General features: G+C 61.2%; 13 protein-coding genes. 7 read left to right on the forward strand and 6 right to left on the reverse strand.

The window, feature by feature from the left end; translation table 11 throughout:
* Positions 1-21 precede the first annotated feature (21 nt).
* Complete coding sequence (locus PQQ51_RS10025; RefSeq protein ID WP_408496618.1) at positions 22-1,005, reverse strand: AraC family transcriptional regulator; 984 nt, start codon at positions 1,003-1,005, stop codon at positions 22-24.
* A gap of 319 nt (positions 1,006-1,324) precedes the next feature.
* Here PQQ51_RS10025 and PQQ51_RS10030 point away from each other — a divergent pair, with 319 nt between their 5' ends.
* Positions 1,325-2,377, forward strand: coding sequence for an NAD(P)-dependent alcohol dehydrogenase (locus tag PQQ51_RS10030; protein ID WP_408496619.1), 1,053 nt, complete (start codon positions 1,325-1,327; stop codon positions 2,375-2,377).
* A 113-nt stretch (positions 2,378-2,490) separates the two neighbouring features.
* On the opposite strand, the gene PQQ51_RS10035 is transcribed toward PQQ51_RS10030, so the two are convergent.
* Positions 2,491-3,105 (reverse strand): hypothetical protein, encoded by a 615-nt coding sequence (locus tag PQQ51_RS10035; protein ID WP_408496620.1) that lies wholly within the window; start codon positions 3,103-3,105, stop codon positions 2,491-2,493.
* A 194-nt stretch (positions 3,106-3,299) separates the two neighbouring features.
* On the opposite strand from PQQ51_RS10035, the gene PQQ51_RS10040 reads away from it, so the two are divergent.
* Positions 3,300-4,256, forward strand: coding sequence for a LysR family transcriptional regulator (locus PQQ51_RS10040; RefSeq protein ID WP_408496621.1), 957 nt, complete (start codon positions 3,300-3,302; stop codon positions 4,254-4,256).
* 35 nt (positions 4,257-4,291) lie between these two features.
* On the opposite strand, the gene PQQ51_RS10045 is transcribed toward PQQ51_RS10040, so the two are convergent.
* Together PQQ51_RS10045 and PQQ51_RS10050 are read right to left on the reverse strand one after the other, a co-directional pair.
* Entirely contained in the window at positions 4,292-5,437 is a 1,146-nt protein-coding gene (locus tag PQQ51_RS10045; protein WP_408496622.1) for a nucleoside hydrolase, read from the reverse strand.
* A 132-nt stretch (positions 5,438-5,569) separates the two neighbouring features.
* Entirely contained in the window at positions 5,570-6,559 is a 990-nt protein-coding gene (locus tag PQQ51_RS10050; protein ID WP_408496623.1) for a hypothetical protein, read from the reverse strand.
* 125 nt (positions 6,560-6,684) lie between these two features.
* On the opposite strand from PQQ51_RS10050, the gene PQQ51_RS10055 reads away from it, so the two are divergent.
* The 5 genes from PQQ51_RS10055 (at position 6,685) to PQQ51_RS10075 (ending at position 13,702) form a co-directional block, all read left to right on the forward strand.
* Positions 6,685-7,530, forward strand: a complete 846-nt coding sequence (locus tag PQQ51_RS10055; RefSeq protein WP_408496624.1) for a M15 family metallopeptidase — start codon at positions 6,685-6,687, stop codon at positions 7,528-7,530.
* Positions 7,487-7,738, forward strand: a complete 252-nt coding sequence (locus PQQ51_RS10060; protein ID WP_408496625.1) for a hypothetical protein — start codon at positions 7,487-7,489, stop codon at positions 7,736-7,738. Before PQQ51_RS10055 ends, PQQ51_RS10060 begins: the two co-directional genes overlap by 44 nt.
* A gap of 123 nt (positions 7,739-7,861) precedes the next feature.
* Entirely contained in the window at positions 7,862-11,746 is a 3,885-nt protein-coding gene (gene tssM, locus PQQ51_RS10065; protein ID WP_408496626.1) for a type VI secretion system membrane subunit TssM, read from the forward strand.
* Positions 11,743-12,735, forward strand: coding sequence for a type VI secretion system-associated protein TagF (gene tagF, locus PQQ51_RS10070; protein WP_408496627.1), 993 nt, complete (start codon positions 11,743-11,745; stop codon positions 12,733-12,735). Before tssM ends, tagF begins: the two co-directional genes overlap by 4 nt.
* 10 nt (positions 12,736-12,745) lie before the next feature.
* Entirely contained in the window at positions 12,746-13,702 is a 957-nt protein-coding gene (locus tag PQQ51_RS10075) for an OmpA family protein (RefSeq protein ID WP_408496628.1), read from the forward strand.
* Positions 13,703-13,806: 104 nt separating this feature from the next.
* Here PQQ51_RS10075 and tssA read toward each other — a convergent pair whose 3' ends face one another.
* Together tssA and tssH are read right to left on the reverse strand one after the other, a co-directional pair.
* Positions 13,807-14,919, reverse strand: coding sequence for a type VI secretion system protein TssA (gene tssA, locus PQQ51_RS10080; protein WP_408496629.1), 1,113 nt, complete (start codon positions 14,917-14,919; stop codon positions 13,807-13,809).
* Between the two features lie 57 nt (positions 14,920-14,976).
* Positions 14,977-17,652, reverse strand: coding sequence for a type VI secretion system ATPase TssH (tssH, locus tag PQQ51_RS10085; RefSeq protein ID WP_408496630.1), 2,676 nt, complete (start codon positions 17,650-17,652; stop codon positions 14,977-14,979).
* Between the last annotated feature and the right edge of the window lie 2 nt (positions 17,653-17,654).

Consider the following 17,654-nt stretch of genomic DNA (forward strand, 5'->3'; position numbering starts at 1 on the left):
CAAACCGCGGTCACACCGCAGTCAAACCGCGGTCACATAGCGCGCGACGGGCTTGACCACGCGCGGCGCCGGCGCGTCGTACACGGCGCGCATGCGTTTGACTTCGTCGACCGGGCTCAGGCCGAACAACCGCTTGAATTCGCGGCTGAATTGCGACGCGCTTTCATAACCGACGCGCGCCGCGGCCGCGCCCGCATTCAACCCATCCTGCACCATCAGCAGACGCGCATGATGCAAGCGCGTGGTCTTCACGTATTGCATCGGCGAGGTGGCCGTGACGGCCTTGAATTGCGCATGGAATACCGCGACGCTCATGCCGGCCTCGGACGCGAGCGTATCGACGTCGAGCGCGTCGTGATAGTCGGCATGGATGCGCCGTAGCGCCTTCGCGATTCGGCCGAAATGATTCTGATGCGTGAGCGCCGCACGAATCGCGTCGCCCTGCTCGCCCGTCAACACGCGATAACAGATTTCGCGGACCACGCCGGGCGCGAGAATGCGCGCATCGAGCGGCGACGCCAACGCTTCCATCAGACGATGCACGGCATTGGACAACGGCGGGTCCAACGGCGTGGAGTAAACACCGAGCGGCTCGTTTTGCGCGGCGCCTTGCGTTTCGTTCAGCGCCATCAGCAATTCGGCCACCATGGTCAGATCGACCCGTACCGAGATCGCGAGAAACGGTTCTTCCGGACACGCCTCGGTTTCGCATTCGAACGGCAGCGGCACCGACAACACCAGATATTGCTGCGCGTCGTATTGAAACACCTGATCGCCGATAAAACCGCGTTTGCGCCCCTGGCAGACGATCACGATGCTCGGCTCGTACATCACCGGACTGCGCGGCACCGGCAGGTTCACGCGCATCAACGTGACGCCTTCGAGACTCGAGGCCGTAATGCCGCCCTTGGGTGCAAGCATGTCGAACAATTCGACGAGGCGCTGCTGGGCGGGGTCGACTGAGACGCGCCGGGTCGCGGCAGTTTCGGGAGAATGAGCTGACATGACGATATAGTGACGGGCAAGAGAAAAGTGCCTGAAATTTATCATCAAACAGCCTACCGCGCTTCTCGCCAGGAGTTTTAGGCAAATCTTCAAGACCTTCAGGTATTCCCCGACCTCGACCCGGCTCCTAACATGGGAACCCTGCCGGATCATCCTGTTCCGCGCTGCGCCGGGCCGGTGGCCGATTGATCGAAGTGATGAATTCGTCTGCCGCCGCTGGCGCCGTGATCCCGGTTCCTGGCAAGGTTGGCCGCATCGGCGACACGCGTCGCTCATCGCAGGCGCCTTGCGACGTCACCCTCTTTTGCTGGAGCTACCCATGAGCACGACTTATGCCTATGCAGCGACCGACGCGCAAGCGCCGCTCGCCCCGTTCGAAATCCAGCGCCGCGAATTGCGCGCCCATGACGTGCAGATGGAAGTCCTGTTTTGCGGTGTGTGCCATTCCGATTTGCATCAGGCACGCAACGAATGGAAGAACACGGTGTATCCGGTGGTGCCGGGCCACGAGATCGTCGGCCGCGTGACGGCTGTCGGCTCCAGTGTGACGAAGTACAAAGCCGGCGATCTGGTCGGCGTGGGATGTCTGGTCGATTCGTGCCGCACGTGTGCGAGTTGCAAGGAAGATCTCGAGCAGTATTGCGAGAATGGTTTTGTGGGCACGTATAACGGCGTCGACCGCGTCGATGGTCAGATCACTTATGGCGGCTACTCGACGCAACTCGTCGTGGATGAGGCATTCACGCTGCGGGTGCCGACCAATCTGGATCCTGCGGGTGTAGCGCCGTTGCTGTGCGCGGGCATTACCACGTATTCGCCGTTGCGCACGTGGGGTGCCGGTCCCGGCAAGAAGGTCGGGATTGTGGGCCTTGGCGGCTTGGGCCATATGGGGGTGAAGCTGGCTCGCGCGATGGGGGCGCATGTCGTGTTGTTCACGACGTCGCCGTCGAAGATCGAGGACGCGAAGCGGCTTGGCGCGCATGAGGTTGTGATTTCGAAGAACGCTGACGAGATGGAAGCGCATTCGAATAGCTTCGATCTGATCGTGAATACCGTTGCTGCGCAGCATGATTTGAATCCGTTTTTGAATCTGCTGAAGCGCGATGGGACGATGACGTTGGTCGGAGCACCGGAGCATGATCATCCGTCGCCGCAAGTGTTCAATCTGATTTTCAAGCGTCGCCGGTTGGCGGGGTCGTTGATTGGTGGGATTGCCGAAACGCAGGAGATGCTGGATTTTTGCGGCGAGCATGGGATTACTTCTGATGTTGAGGTGATTCCTATGCAGGGGATTAATGAGGCTTATGAACGGATGCTTAAGAGTGATGTTAAGTATCGGTTTGTTGTTGATCTGGATTCTTTGAGGGGTTGATTTTTTTATGCGGACTGGCGAGTGTCGAGTGTCAGCGCTGAAACCATGGTGAAATGTGCGGCCCCATGATTGTCAGCGTAGCCAGTCCGAGCAGTGTATTGAGCGCGCTTTCTTCAAGGTGAACAGTCAGACGTGTCGGGACTCACGATGTTTTGCCCCTGTTCAAAGTTAGCGGGCCAGTCGTCGGGCCGGGGTTGACCCGGTCGCCATGTACGCACTGCATATAAATCCCACCCGCCTTTTTGATCGTCTGTGTCGGGCAACGGATACGGGTCCGTGTACATCAGCAGTCGTGCCACTGCGGCAGCGAGCACATCATCAAGCTCAAGCTCGTTATAGATCGCGACAGGATCGAAGGGGACCCGCCTGCGCTTGCAGACATGCTGCAATGGGCCGCTAGAGGCAGGATGCAGATAGACACCCCATACGCCGCCGTGACTCGCCTCAGTACCCTGCTCGAACTGCCAATAACCTCGGGCAGGACCGCCGCCGTACTGTTCACGTGTCACGAAGCCGCTTTCCTGCAAACCGATAGCAAGCAGCAGCACCCTTGCCGCCGGAGAGTTCATTTCACCAGGCAGTATGCGCAGGGCAGGCATGATCGCCTTGCGCTGGATTGCCGTGAGATTCGGTGTCGATGAATCGCTCATAAGTCCTTCCTGATAGAAGTTTTCAGCAGGCTGCTCGGGCCATTCAATATTGAGCGGAACCTGCCTGCTGCCGGGCATCACGCATTGCCGTAAAGCTACCATCGGCAGTCGATCATGAAGAACCGCTGTCGCTATAAAACAATTTCAGCTGAGACGATAAGTGTCTCTGTTACGCATCCCTGAATAATTCAGATGACCGGCATTGTCGGGATAGACGGAAACATGCCCTCGACAAAGGCAAGAAACAAAAACTCTTATTTTGGAGTGCATCAATGATCGACAGAATCACCGCCATGCGCACTTTCATCCGTATCGTGGACACCAACAGCTTCACCCGCGCAGCGGAGTCCTTGAACATCCCGCGGGCAACCGCAACGACCATTGTTCAGAACCTGGAAGCCCTACTAGGCACAGCCCTCCTGACCCGCACAACCCGCCGCCTGAGCGTCACCGCCGAAGGCGCGTCATACTACGAACGCTGCGCTCAAATCCTCGCCGATATCGACGAAATGGAAGCAAGCCTGCGCAATGCAACAGAGAACCTGACCGGCCGCCTCCGGATCGAAATGCCCGCCTCAGTAGCAAGCGCCCTCGTGCTGCCCGCACTCGAGGATTTCCACGCCCGCTACCCGAACCTCGATCTCGCCATCGGCGTCAGCAACCGTACCGTCGATCTCGTCGCGGAAGCAGTCGATTGCAGCATCCAGCTCGGCGAGCTGCCCGACTCGAATCTGGTCGCCAGACAACTCGGCACGCTAGAACACGTCACCTGCGCCAGCCCCGCCTATCTGGCTCGTAGGGGTACGCCCTTCGATCTGATCGATCTGGGCACACACGTGGCAGTCAACTGCATGTCGCCGCATAACGGCCGCGAGGTGGACTTCGATTTCGAAGTGGACGGCGAAGCGCAAAAGGTCAAGGTGAACGGCTTCGTCAAAGTCAGCGACGAACAGGCATATCTCACGTGCGGATTGCAAGGCCTCGGGTTGATTCAGCCGGCTCGTATCGCCGCTCAACCCTATCTCGACTCAGGACAATTGCGCGAAGTCCTACCGCAATGGAAACCCGTGCCGATGCCAGTCTCGGTCGCCTATGTGAAAAATCGCCGGGTGTCGCCGCGCGTGCGCGCTTTCGTCGACTGGCTCGCGGAATTGTTCGAGCAGGCGGAACACGTCGATCAGGATATGTCGCGCGTGCACCAACTGCTGCGTGGCCTGCATCCCGCCTGAAGCGGGTTGCAGGCACGCAGCGCGATAAGCGTTAGTTAATCAGGCAGCTTCACCGGCACCGGCCGCGTCAGCAGATCGACATAGAAGTCGAAAAAACGCGGATTGTCGAAGCGTTTGACGATCGTCATCTTCTGCAAACCCGCCGGCGGCGAACTCGTATAACCGGTTGCTTTACCGTCGTTCGCGCCAAAACTCATATCCACATCCACCCATTCGTCCACCGTCTGCGTGGCAAACGAAGGATGCAGCAGATACGCGAGTGTTAGCGTGTCCCAGATGTTCGTCGTGTAATTCGGATTCGTCTCGAAGCCGTTCTTGCCATCGAACCCATAACCGTTCAACGTCTTGAACAGTTGCGTAATGATGGTCTGCTTGTTCGGATCGTGCGCGACACGGTCGTATAACGCCTTGTCCATTTTCACGGTGTCGGTCACGTCGAGCGGAATCACGACCTGTCTGATCGGCAAACGCAACACGGCTCTGGCGGCCTCCGGATCGAACCACCAGTTGAATTCCGCGGTTGGCGTGGTGTTGCCGGGCACGTCGATCGCGCCGCCCATGTAAATGATCTGCTTGATCAGCGGCACGATCTCCGGATGCTGACGCGTAGCGAGCGCAATATTGGTCAACGGGCCAATCGCCAGAATCGTCACCTGACCGGGATTTTGCTTCACCGAATCGACGATGAAATCGACTGCGCTCTTGCTCTTTATTTTGGTATGCGTAGCAAAACCGTCAGGCGGCGCGATGAGATCGCTGTCCGACTTCGGCTCGGGTGTACTCCATGCGCCGAGATAGCCGTCGCCACCGGGGAATTGTTTCAGTTCGGCCTGGATGGTCGCGTAGTCGTGCGACAGCGCATAGTTCGCGCCGGCATAGACGCCGATCTGATTTTCGACACCAAGACGTTCGACCGATTTCAATGCATCCGCCACGCCCTGCTTCAACCATTGATTGCCGGACACGACGGTAATGCCGAGTACTTTCAGTGAACCCTGCGCCTGCAATTGCGCGGCCATCACACCCAGTTGGCCGTCGTCGCTCAGCGTGTTGTAGTCGCTGTCGATAATGACTTTCGGCGGATCGGTTTGCGCAATGAGATCGTTGCCGCCACACGCCGACAGCACCGATAAAGCCGCCACACTGGTCACGCACGCTAGCGCCGAGAGAAGTCGCTGCACTGATGTCTCCTTTTTTAAACTGTCGTTCAAATCAGGAGACCCATCATAAACACTAGCCGAATGAAATCAAGTTGCGATGCCGATTGCTTATTCGGCGTGCGTACGGATCAGAAACACCGCAGTGGCGCGCCATTACGGTTGACGTGCCTGCTGCGCGGAACCCGGACATGCGGGATCTTTACCCCAATGACCGTCGCATACGCGCCAGCGGCAAAGCTGATCTTCGAAGAAGCCGCGTTGACCGCACTCTTTCACGCGTTCGGCCAATTTCGCATTACCCTGCGGTGCGGAAGCACTTACCCTGGTCGGCTCATTGCCAGCCGGTGTTTTAGCGTCGGCCGGTTTGGTACGCGCCACTAACGCGGCCAATAGATCGGCATCCGAATCATCTTTCGAAGCTTTGGCGCTATCGTTTGCCGAACGCGGCTTCTTCGTTTGAGCGACCGCAGTCGGCGTGCTCGCATGACGCGCGCTCACACTTTCTTTCTTACCGTGCGTAGCGGCCTCACGCGTTTCACGCGAGTCGCGCTTCGTATTGCTCGCGACAGCCGTAGCGCTCTTGCCGCGCTTCGCCGCCGGCACGCTCACCGCCGAGGCGACCGACACGACCGCCACCGGCGCGGATGCATTGCTCGGCTCCGCGCCGTCCGCTAGCGCGCGCGACAGGCGGCTGCCGTCATTGCCCGCCGACGCACTCGCGGACGGCGCCGCAGCCTTGCTGTCATTGTCGTTATCGTCGGCGATGATCGTAGCCGCTTGTGATGAAGCCGCAGCCGGCGCCGACGCTTTTGCCGCGACCTGCCCAGCACCGCTCGCCGCTGGCGCGGAGGGTGTGGCCGCTGCGGGCACCGCGACCTTCGCGGCGTCGCCCGGTGTCGCCGACGCCACCGTCCCGGTATGCACACGCTGCTGCATATGCCACGCGCCCCAGCCGCCGGCCGCAATCACCAGCAACGCAACCAGCGCAAGCGGAGTTTTCGAACGACGTGGTTTTTCGGCAGGCGGCTCGACGCGGCCTTCCAGGTTCGCAAGAATTCGCGAACCATTGCCATCCGCGCCTTTAGCCTTATCGGATAACAGGCTAGGCGGGGCTTTGGAATTTGAACTTTCCGGCGCACTCATTCACTGTCTCATTGAATCCTGGATTATTTCGCCGTGATAATACCGTTCCGGCTCCTCTCCGAGCAGGCCTGATTCTAAGAGCAAGCATTACAAAATACAATTGTTTCCAATTTCCGGGGTCGCCTTTGATTGCCGTTGTACTTTTTGCCTATTTCGCCATCGCGGTCGTGATCGCAGCAATGCTGCTATTGCCGGCGGTACGCGCCTCTTTATTAGGCGCGGCACTCGATATTCATGGACGCGTTATGCGACGGGCATCACGCAGTGCAATACACGCGCGCAGTAAATTAGTTAATTCGGCAAAAATTTCGCAATCAACCGTCGCCGATATGCAAAAGTTACTGGCAAAGCGACGCTTGCTGATTTTTACCACCGCAGGTATTCTTGCGACGCCGCCATTAGTGGCATTGGCTTTACGCGGCAGGCAATTATTCCAATTCGATGACACGGCTCGGGTACCGGACGAGAAAATCGCCGCCTTATTGAATGGCGAACAGCTCGTACCCCCGCCGCCGCTGCCGCCGGAGGTATTTGCCACGCAGGAAGTCGAGCAGATCCGGCCCGCGCTTAAAGACGCGAGCCGTGACTGGAATTTGCTCGACGCCGATTTCAGGACGCGTTTATTGCTCGTCTACAAAATCATGCACGAGCAATACGGGTATGAAATGGCATTGCTGGAAGGTTATCGCAGTCCGGAGCGGCAAAACCGGCTTGCGCAAATGGGGGGTAACGTCACCAATGCCGCAGCGTTTCAGAGCTATCACCAATACGGTCTTGCCGCTGACAATGCTTTTTTGCGCGACGGCAAGCTCGTCATTTCAGAAAAAGATCCCTGGGCCATGCGAGGTTATCAACTATACGGACAGACAGCCGAACAGGTCGGTCTGACGTGGGGTGGTCGCTGGAAATTGATGGATCTCGGGCACGTTGAATATCACAAACCCGGCTTCGTACTGGGGCGCGGGCATTAAGCGCGAAGCGGGCAATAAAGAGGTTGCAATGGGGCGTTCAATCAGATTTTCCGGTAAAAAGCCGCAATGCCGCACGCATGCAGCCATTGCCGGAATTGCGATCTACGAGATCGTCCATCACCGATTCGACATTCGTCCGGTATTCGCCTCCATCTGCGCCTGTTTTGATGCTTTTACTCGCGCGTTGACTACCCGCGCGTTTGCCTGACTCATGATTTCCTTTCCTTTTGCCTTCATCGCTCCACGCATTTCCACGGGCCGCGCGGGCGCGCGCGCCATGCTGTTTGTGACACTCCGCGCAACAACACATATCTCCAAGACCTGAACGGCTATGCGACGCATTCTTAACGTGTTGACCCACACACGCACGCTCTCGATCATCGGCCTGCTCGCGCTTGCTGCTGTATTGTTCATCGGCGCCGATACCCTGCAGATCGATCCGATGTGGCCGGCCATCGTGCTCGGCGCGATCGTCGTACTCTGGCTGCTGGTGTGGGCGGTGCGCCGGCTGCGCGCGCGGCGCGCCAACGACAAGCTCGGCGACATGCTCGAGCAGCAGGCGGAAAAACAGACTGAAACCGGCCCGGCGCCCACGCCCGCGCGTCAGGCCGAACTCGACGTGCTGCGCACGCGGCTCGTGGACGCCGTGAAGACCATCAAGACGTCGAAGATCGGCCAGATGTCGGGCGGCTCGGCGTTGTACGAATTGCCGTGGTACATCGTGATCGGCAATCCGGCCGCGGGCAAGAGCAGCGCGGTGCTGAACTCGGGCCTGCAGTTTCCTTTCGCCGACAAGAACAGCGCGGTGATTCACGGGATCGGCGGCACGCGTAATTGCGACTGGTTCTTCACCACGGAAGGCATTCTGCTCGACACGGCCGGCCGTTACTCGGTGCATGAAGAAGACCGTACCGAATGGCTCGGCTTCCTCGGTCTGCTCAAGCGCTTCCGTCCGAAAGCGCCGATCAACGGCATCATCGTCACCGCAAGTATTGCGGAGCTGACGAGCAGCAAGCCGGAATTCGCGATCAACCTCGCGAAGAACCTGCGCCAGCGCGTGCAGGAACTGACCGAGAAGCTCGAAGTGTTCGCGCCGGTGTACGTGATGTTCACCAAGGCCGACCTGATTACCGGCTTCACCGAATTCTTCAGCGGCAGCGAGCGTCATGAATACGACCGCGTGTGGGGCGCGACGCTGCCCTACGAGCCGGACGAGAAGCGCGATGTGGTCGGCCTGTTCGACGAACATTTCGAAGAACTCTACGACGGCCTGAAAGAGATCAGCGTCGCGCAGATGTCGATCAATCGCGGCAACAAGCTCTCGCCCGGTCAATTGAGTTTCCCGCTCGAGTTCTCGACCATCAAGCCCGCGTTGCGCGCATTCCTCGCGACGCTGTTCGAAACCAACCCGTTCCAGTACAAGCCGATTTTCCGCGGCTTCTACTTCACGAGCGCGTTGCAGGAAGGTGAAACCAACAGCGCCGCGGCCACGCGCATTGCGAACCGCTTCGGCCTTTCGGCGGACAGTCTGCCCAAGCCGCACAGCGCGTTCTCGAAGAACGGCTTCTTCCTGCGCGATCTGTTCTCGAAGGTGATTTTCGCGGATCGTCAAACGGTCCGGCAATTCGCGAGCCCCGCAAAAACACGCCTGCGCTACGCGACGTTCTTCGGCTTCGTCGCCGTGCTCGCGCTCGCGCTCGGCGGCTGGACATGGTCGACGATCGGCAACCAGCAGCTCACCGACAACGTCAAGGCCGACCTCGACAACGTCGTGCGTTTGCAGCAGAACCGCAACGACCTGCAATCGCGTCTGCAGGCAATGGATATTCTCGAAGACCGCATCGACCAGCTCGAACAGTTCCGCCGCGACAAACCGCTCGCGGTGTCGCTCGGCCTGTATCAAGGCGATCGTCTCGAGCAGCATCTGCTCACCGAGTATTACGCGGGCGTGCGCCAGATCCTGCTCGATCCGGTCTCGCAGAATCTTGCGTCGTTCATGAAGGACGTGAACGCCCATCCGGATCAACTGGCGCCGCTCAACCGCAATCCGGACGCCACCGCGCCGGTCCAGGTCTCCGCGCACAGCGCGATGGCCGCGAACAACCAGGGCGGCCTCTACAGCGACGCGTCGCCCACCAACGTCGAAGACGCGTACAACGCGCTCAAGACGTACCTGATGCTGAGCGACAAGCGTCACGTGGAAACCGCTCACCTGACCGATCAGGTGGCGCGCTTCTGGCGCGGCTGGCTCGAAACGAATCGCGGCAACATGCCCCGCGACGAAATGATCCGCAGTGCCGAACGCATGATCACGTTCTACCTGTCGCGCGTATCCGACGACAACTGGCCGATGATCGACCAGAACCTCGGCCTCGTCGACCAGACGCGCGAAAACCTGCGCCGCGTGGTGCGCGGCATGCCGGCCCGCCAACGCGTGTACGAAGAAATCAAGGCGCGCGCGTCGACCCGTTTCGCGCCGATGACGATTGCGCGCATCGTCGGCGAAAACAATACGGCGCTGGTGGCGGGCAGCTATGCGATCCCCGGCACCTTCACGCGTGACGCGTGGTTCCAGTACGTGCAGCCCGCGATTCGCGACGCCGCGACCAAGGAACTGCAGGCAAAAGACTGGGTGTTGAACGTCTCCGCGCACGACGACCTGACGCTGGAAGGCAGCCCTGAACAGATCCAGAAAGCACTCGTGTCGATGTACAAGACCGAGTACGCAATGCACTGGCAGAAATTCATGCAAGGCATTGCCGTACAGAACTTCGGCAGCTTCAGTCAGGCGGTGGATGCAATGAACCGCCTCGGCGATCCGCAGGATTCGCCGATCCGCAAGGTGCTCGAAACCGCTTACGACCAGACTTCGTGGGACAACCCGTCGCTCTTCAATGCGAACCTGAAACGGGCGCAAACCGGTGTCACCAGCTGGTTCAAGCAGTGGTTCTCGCGCGCCCCGACGGCTCAGTTGAACGCGAACATCGACATCAACGGCAATCCGGTCGAAGTGCCGATGGGACCGGTCGGCCAGGAGTTCTCGGCGCTGGGCCGCATCGTCGTGACCGGCGACAACGGTTCGATGCTGAAGGGCTATATGGATACGTTGTCCAAGGTCCGTACACGCTTCAACGTGATCAGGAACCAGGGCGATCCGGGACCGGGCGCGCGTCAACTGATGCAGCAGACGCTCGACGGCAGCGGCTCCGAACTCGCCGATTCGCTGAAGTACGTCGACGAACAGATGCTGACGGGCCTCACCGATTCGCAACGCAAGGCACTGCGTCCGCTGCTCGTGCGTCCGCTGATGGCCGCGTATGCAGTGGTGATCCAGCCGGCCAGCGTCGAAGTGAACAAGGTGTGGAACGCGCAGGTGTATCAGAACTTCCAGGGCTCGCTTGCCAGCAAGTATCCGTTCGCGAGCGATGCGAAGGTCGAAGCCGGCGCCGGTGAAATCGCCCAGGTGTTCGGACCGGACGGCTCGATCGCGAAGTTCGTCGGCACCACGCTCGGGCCGCTCGCGGTACGCCGCGGCGACACGCTCACCGCGCGCACGTGGGGCGACATGGGTCTCGCGCTGACGCCCGACTTCACCAGCGGCTTCGCGCGCTGGGTGGCGCCGCTTGCCGGCGGCGCGGCGACCTCGTCCGCGTCGAGTTCGGCCGAACCGCAAACGGTGTTTCAGATCCTGCCGCAGCCGAGCAGCGGCACGACGGAATACACGCTCGCAATCGACGGCCAGCAGATGCGCTACCGCAATACGCCGCCGCAGTGGACCAACTTCGTGTGGCCGAATCCGTCGGGTTCGCCGGGCGCCACGCTGAGTGCGACCACCTTCGACGGCCGCACGCTGCAACTGGTCAACGAGCCGGGCCGCTACGGTCTCGAGAAACTGATCAACTCGGCGCAGCGCAAGCGTCGTCCGGACGGCACCTTCGACCTGTCGTGGACGCAAGGCACCGTGACGGTGGCGGTCAGCATGCGCATCATCAGCACGTCGCAGGCGTCCGGCGGCGCTGGCGATGCGCCGCAACAGCAGAGCCTGCGTGGCTTGCGGCTGCCGTCTTCGGTGGCGGACGTGAGCGCGGCCGCGAATTCAGTCAATGCGTCGGTCAACAATACAGCCCCGGCTGCCGCGGCGACGACGGGGGCCTCGCAAGCGGCTCGCCCGGCCACGGCCGCCGCCGCGGTTTCGAACACAGGGGGTGCGCAATGACGCAAACCGTGCAGGCGCAAATCGCCTACTTCGGCAAGATCCCGTCGCGCGGCGACTTCGTCAAAAGCGCGCACAACCCGCAGTTGCTGGCCACGCTCGACCGCTGGATCGCCGAAGCGATGGAACTGCTCACCGACGATCCGCGCTGGAAAATCGTCTACGAAAACGCGCGGCCGATGCACTTCGCGTTCCTCGGCTCACGCAGCAAGCTGGCGATCGCCGGTCATATGATGGTGAGTCAGGACCAGTCCTCGCGGCGCTTTCCATTTCTTGCCGCAACCGCGCTGGAAGTCGAAAAGCCGCTGACGTTCCTCGCGCGCAGCCCGCTCGCGTTCGCGCGGCTGTGGTCGCGCGTGTCGGCGCAAATGAAGCCGCTGATCAGCGCCAGCGAACCGGCAGGCGCGTTGCAGGCGCTCGGCGAGACTCAGGTGCCGATCGAAATCGGCGGCGGTCCCGGCAATCCGCACGACGGCACGTTCAACGATTTCGTCGAGCATCAGACGCTCGCCGGTCTCGAACAGATGCTGCTCGCAAGCGGTCACCCGGTGCGGCTGCGCGGCGCGATGCTGGCGCTCGGTTCGCTGCTGCGTCCGGTGATGCAGAGCGGCTCGTCGCATCTCGAACGCGGCCTCACGCTGCCGCTGCCGAACGATCCGTTCTACCGCACGCTGGTCGCCGCGTTCTGGCTCGAACTGATCGCGCCGTTCGTGTCGCAGGCGGATTTCGAACTCGCGATCTTCATCGGCACGATTGCCGAGCGTGAACGGCTCATCATCGGCTTCAACGGCGCGTCGGCCAAAACGCTGCACAGCGTGGTCGATCCGCAAGCGTACGCGGCACACAACATCGATATCGACGATCCCGAATGGATCGACGAACACGCACAGAACGACCATGGTATCAGCAAGCTCGTCAGCTATCTCGACCAACCGCAACTGTCGCTGCGCGTCAGCATCGACACGTTCCGCGAAGCATTCACGGGAGCATGACGCGATGTCGATGAAACAACCCGCACGCAAGACCGCGTTATTCACCGCTTTGCTCGCCGCGCTGCTGATCAGCCCGCTCGCGCACGCCGACAACGACGGACCCGCGCGCGTCACGCCGGTCGACAACAGCGGCAATTCGATTCGCACGAGCGCATTGCCTGGGACTTCGTCCGCGGCGCCTGGCCCCGCTGTCACCACGGCCGGCCTCGCGAGCGGTACCACGGGCGCGGGCACCGGCGCGGTGAGCGCGGCGCCGCCGCCCGCCAACGCCACACCGGGCCAGGTCGTGGCCGGCGGCAAGGTGCCGGACGAAGCGACCAAGGCGGCTGTGCTCTCGCGTCTGCGCGACACGTACGGCGCGGCCAACGTGGTCGATCAGATCGAAGTCGCGGATGTCGCAACGCCGCCGAACTGGTCCGCCAATGTGCAAAAGCTGATCGGCCCGCAGTTGAAGCAGATCAGCAAAGGTCAGTTGAAAATCGACGGCACGCAGATCGACGTGAAGGGCGAAGTGCGCAACGAGTCGCAGCGTCAGCAACTGGCGAGCGATATGGCCAATGCGCTGAACCCGACTTACACGATCAGGAACGGGTTGCGTGTGAGCGCGTCCGAACAGGGTCTGCTCGACCAGACGCTCGCGAACCGCACAATCGAATTCGAAACCGGCAGCGCGACGCTCACGCCGCAAGGCCGCGCGATTCTCGACCAGATGGCCGCGGTGCTCGCAAAGCTGCAGACGAAAACCGTCGCGATCATCGGTCATACGGACAACGCGGGCAATCGCACGTCGAATATCGCGCTGAGCCAGGCGCGTGCGGATGCGGTGAAGGGTTATCTGGTCGCGAGAGGCATTCCACCCGAGCAGATGACGACGACCGGCGTCGGTCCGGATCAGCCGATCGCATCGAACGATACGACCGATGGTCGCGCGCGCAACCGGCGCATCGAGTTTCGCGCGGGGTCCTGAAGCGGGACGTATCGTGTTTATTGCGTCGACCGGTTAAAAAGCCTGACATCAGCGATGATGTCAGGCTTTTTGTTTTGCTCCTCTCGTCTCCTCGGGAAAAACCGTTAGCTGGTTTCGTCGGGCTTCACACCCAGCAACTCGCGAATGTGCGCGAGCGACCCATCGTCTTTCACCACCGACGACAACCACTGATGCAACGGCATATCCGCGCTGTCCGCCGCTTTCTCCGCTAAATATGCGGCCGGATTGTGCGGCTCGGTGGCGCGGAAGAACTTCGCGACCGCGCGCAACTGCGCGACGGCTTGTGCGCGGCTTTGAATGCCAGCAACCGCGCTGGTCGTGATCGGTAAGGTCGTCGTCAACACGGGCTCCTCGCGTTGCGGTGAGGTCTTGAACGTCGGCTCGGCACGTTCGTGCTCGTCCGGCTTCGGCGCTTTAGGCGGTGCGGCTTCGGCGCTCACGCCGAGTTCGCGGGCAAAGCGTTCGGCAAGGCGATACACGCTTTCATAAGCGTCTTTCGCCTGGCGGAAGCTCGGCGCGGAATCGGCCGCACGCCGGTCGAGTTCCTGTTCGAGCGCGAGCAACGCGGCTTCGAACGCTTTCAGATCGACCAGCAGCGTCGAATAGAACGCAGCGGGCGTGGCGCGTTTCGACGCCTCGATCTGTTCGATCGACGGCTTGCCGCGCGCGATATCGTCCGCGTGATCGGGATCGCGTTTGACGGCTTGCGCAACGTGCGTGGCCACGTCCCAGTCGATCGTGCTGTACGAATTGCCTTGCGACGAAGTCAGCGGCGTTGCGCGCAGCAGATCGCCGGTGCGCCCGACCAGCCACGCGACGTTGCCGAGACGGTACTCGGTGTCGTCGCCTTCCGGCAGCGGATGCACCTGTTCCCAGTAGCGTTCGCACAAGCCGGTCAGCAGCGCATAGCCTTGCGTGAGACCGGTAACACCGTCTTCGATCGCGAGCGCTTCGGTCAGCCACACCGCAAGCCGCAGATCTTTCGTCTGCGTTTGCAGCAGACTGCTGGTGCGCTCCACCACGAACGGCCAGTCGGCCTCCTTGATATCCGTGACCCATTCGCCCTGGTCGAGCGACGGGTCTTCGAAACGGCGCGCGTGCTGGATCGCGTCGAAATCGGCGGAGAACAGCAGATCTTCTCCGCAAGGCGAGGCTTCGGCGATCGGCGCCAGCAACGTGTTCAGGTTAGTCGGCATGAGAGAAAACAATAAGTATCCGGTACAGCGTTAAAACAGATAGAGCGACGGGCCGCGTTACACCACGGTGTAATCGAACTCGCCTGCTTCGCTCGCGCGCACGGCAATGCGTTCGATCGCAGCGCCATTCGCGATGCGTTCCAGCACCTGCTGCGCGACCTCGGGCAGCAACGTGCCGTTCAGAATGTGATCGACATTGCGCGCGCCCGAATCCACTTCGGTGCAGCGCGCGAGCACGGCATCGACCAGCGACTCGTCCCACTCGAACATCGCCTTGTGATTCGATTCGATGCGACGGCGAATCCGTTCGAGTTTCAGCTCGATGATCTCGGCGAGCACGTCGTCTGAAATCGGATAGTACGGCACCACTTTCATACGGCCGAGAAACGCGGGCTTGAACGCCTTGTACAGTTGCGGGCGCAAGGTTTCCGCGAGTGAATCCGCATCCGGCAACGCTTCGGCGCTCTTGTTGAGGCACGCCTGCATCACGGCCTGCGAGCCGACGTTCGACGTGAGAATGATCAGCGTGTTGCGGAAATCGATCTCGCGGCCTTCGGCGTCGTCCATCGTGCCCTTGTCGAACACCTGGAAGAACATTTCCAGCACGTCAGGGTGGGCCTTTTCGACTTCGTCGAGCAGCACCACCGAGTACGGATTGCGGCGCACCGCCTCGGTCAGCACGCCGCCTTCGCCGTAGCCGACATAACCCGGCGGCGAGCCTTTCAGACCCGACACGCTGTGCGCTTCCTGATACTCGCTCATGTTGATCGTGACCATCTTGCGCTCGCCGCCGTATAGCACGTCCGCGAGTGCAAGCGCGGTTTCGGTCTTGCCGACACCCGACGGCCCGACGAACATGAACACGCCGCGCGGTTTGTTCGGGTCTTCGAGATTCGCGCTCGCGGTGCGCACGCGCTGCGCGATCGCATCGAGCGCATGATCCTGCCCGATCACGCGTGCGGCCAGCAGCGGTTGCAGGTTCAGCACGGTCTGAATTTCGTCCTTCACCATGCGGCCAAGCGGAATACCCGTCCACGACGCGACGATTTCGGCGACCACGTGGCCGTCCACCTGCAGCGGCACCATCGGTTGAGCGCCCTGCAATGCGTGCAATTCTTCGACACGCGTCGCGAGCGTCGCGCGTGCCTGCTGCGCTTTGTCCGCTTGCCCGGCATCCGCGCTGCTCACGCGGGCCGCGTCGATCCCGGCGCGCAGGCCGACGATCTCCGTGACCAATGCGCGTTCCTTGTCGTAGCGCACTTCGTTGCCTGCAAGATCCTTGAGGTCTTCTTCGCGCAGATTGCGCAATTCCGCGAGACGTTCGTCATGCAATGCGCCGCTCGCCACTTCGCGTTCGAGTGCGGCGATTTCGGCGTCGATCCGTTCGAGCCGCTTCTTCGTGTCGTCGATCGCGGCAGGCGTCGAGCTGTGCGCCAGCGCCACTTTCGCGCAAGCAGTGTCGAGCACGCTGATCGCCTTGTCCGGCAGTTGCCGTCCGCTGATATAACGATGCGACAGGCGTACCGCCTCGGTGATCGCATCGTCCAGCACGCGCACGTTGAAGTGTTTTTCCATCAACGCGGCCATCCCGCGCAGCATCGCCGCGGCGAGCGTTTCGCTCGGTTCCTCGATCTTCACGACCTGAAAACGCCGCGCTAAAGCCGCGTCTTTCTCGAAGTACTTCTTGTATTCGCTCCACGTGGTCGCAGCAATCGTGCGCAACTCGCCGCGCGCGAGCGCAGGCTTCAGCAGATTGGCTGCGTCGTTCTGCCCGGCCTGACCGCCCGCGCCGATGATCGTATGCGCTTCGTCGATGAACAGAATGATCGGATGCGGGCTCTTCTTCACCTCGTCGATCACGTTCTTCAGACGGTTTTCGAATTCGCCCTTGACGCTCGCGCCCGCCTGCAACAGTCCCATATCGAGCACGTGCAACGCGACGCCCTTCAACGGCGCGGGCACGTCGTCGGCGGCGATACGCAGTGCGAGCCCTTCGACCACGGCCGTTTTACCGACGCCGGCCTCGCCCGTCATGATCGGATTGTTCTGCCGGCGCCGCATCAGGATATCGATGGCCTGGCGAATCTCGCCTTCGCGGCCGATCACCGGATCGATCTTGCCGTCGCGCGCGCGCTGCGTGAGGTTGCTGGTGTAGGTATCGAGCGCGGGTGTTTTCGAAGGCGCGCCAGGTGCGATCTCCGATGCGGCGAGATTGTCTTGCGCGTTGCCAGTGTTCTCCGCGTTAGTGCTGCGTTCGACCTCGCGCGATCCCGCCGTCAGCGCGTCGAATTGATGCTTCAGATCGGTCACGCGTACGTCGCGCAGCAGTGGCGACATGCGCTCGGCGAATTGCGCGAGATCAGGCGCTGTCAGCAATGCGAGCAGCAGATGCCCGGAACGAATGCGCCCGATCTGCGAATCGAGCGATGCAATCAGCCAAGCCTGTTCGAGCAACTCGATCAGATGCTTCGAGAACACCGGTGTGCGCGTGTTGCCCGTTTTCAGGCGTTGCAATTCGCGCTCGAGATCGGCGCGCAACGCATGCGCATCGACCTTGCTGGCCCGCAATACCAGCACGACGTCGCTCGCCGGTTCATCGAGCAGCGCGAGCAACAGATGCTCGAGGTCCACTTCGTAGTGACCACGCGCAAGACAATTGTTCGCCGCCAGCAAGGCCGCCTGACGGCAGGTCGGATTCAGTTTGGCGATCAGGGTGTTGAGTGACGTGCTCATGT

Source organism: Paraburkholderia xenovorans, assembly GCF_046030735.1.
GTDB classification, from domain to species: Bacteria; Pseudomonadota; Gammaproteobacteria; order Burkholderiales; family Burkholderiaceae; genus Paraburkholderia; species Paraburkholderia xenovorans_A.

Bases quoted from the DNA above. Each gene is read 5' to 3' on its own strand.
- PQQ51_RS10050 (WP_408496623.1), bottom strand. From the start codon at position 6,559: ATGAGTGCGCCGGAAAGTTCAAATTCCAAAGCCCCGCCTAGCCTGTTA.
- PQQ51_RS10075 (WP_408496628.1), top strand. From the start codon at position 12,746: ATGAAACAACCCGCACGCAAGACCGCGTTATTCACCGCTTTGCTCGCC.
- PQQ51_RS10040 (WP_408496621.1), top strand. From the start codon at position 3,300: ATGATCGACAGAATCACCGCCATGCGCACTTTCATCCGTATCGTGGAC.
- PQQ51_RS10035 (WP_408496620.1), bottom strand. From the start codon at position 3,105: ATGCCCGGCAGCAGGCAGGTTCCGCTCAATATTGAATGGCCCGAGCAG.
- PQQ51_RS10025 (WP_408496618.1), bottom strand. From the start codon at position 1,005: ATGTCAGCTCATTCTCCCGAAACTGCCGCGACCCGGCGCGTCTCAGTC.
- tssH (WP_408496630.1), bottom strand. From the start codon at position 17,652: ATGAGCACGTCACTCAACACCCTGATCGCCAAACTGAATCCGACCTGC.
- tssM (WP_408496626.1), top strand. From the start codon at position 7,862: ATGCGACGCATTCTTAACGTGTTGACCCACACACGCACGCTCTCGATC.
- PQQ51_RS10030 (WP_408496619.1), top strand. From the start codon at position 1,325: ATGAGCACGACTTATGCCTATGCAGCGACCGACGCGCAAGCGCCGCTC.
- tssA (WP_408496629.1), bottom strand. From the start codon at position 14,919: ATGCCGACTAACCTGAACACGTTGCTGGCGCCGATCGCCGAAGCCTCG.
- tagF (WP_408496627.1), top strand. From the start codon at position 11,743: ATGACGCAAACCGTGCAGGCGCAAATCGCCTACTTCGGCAAGATCCCG.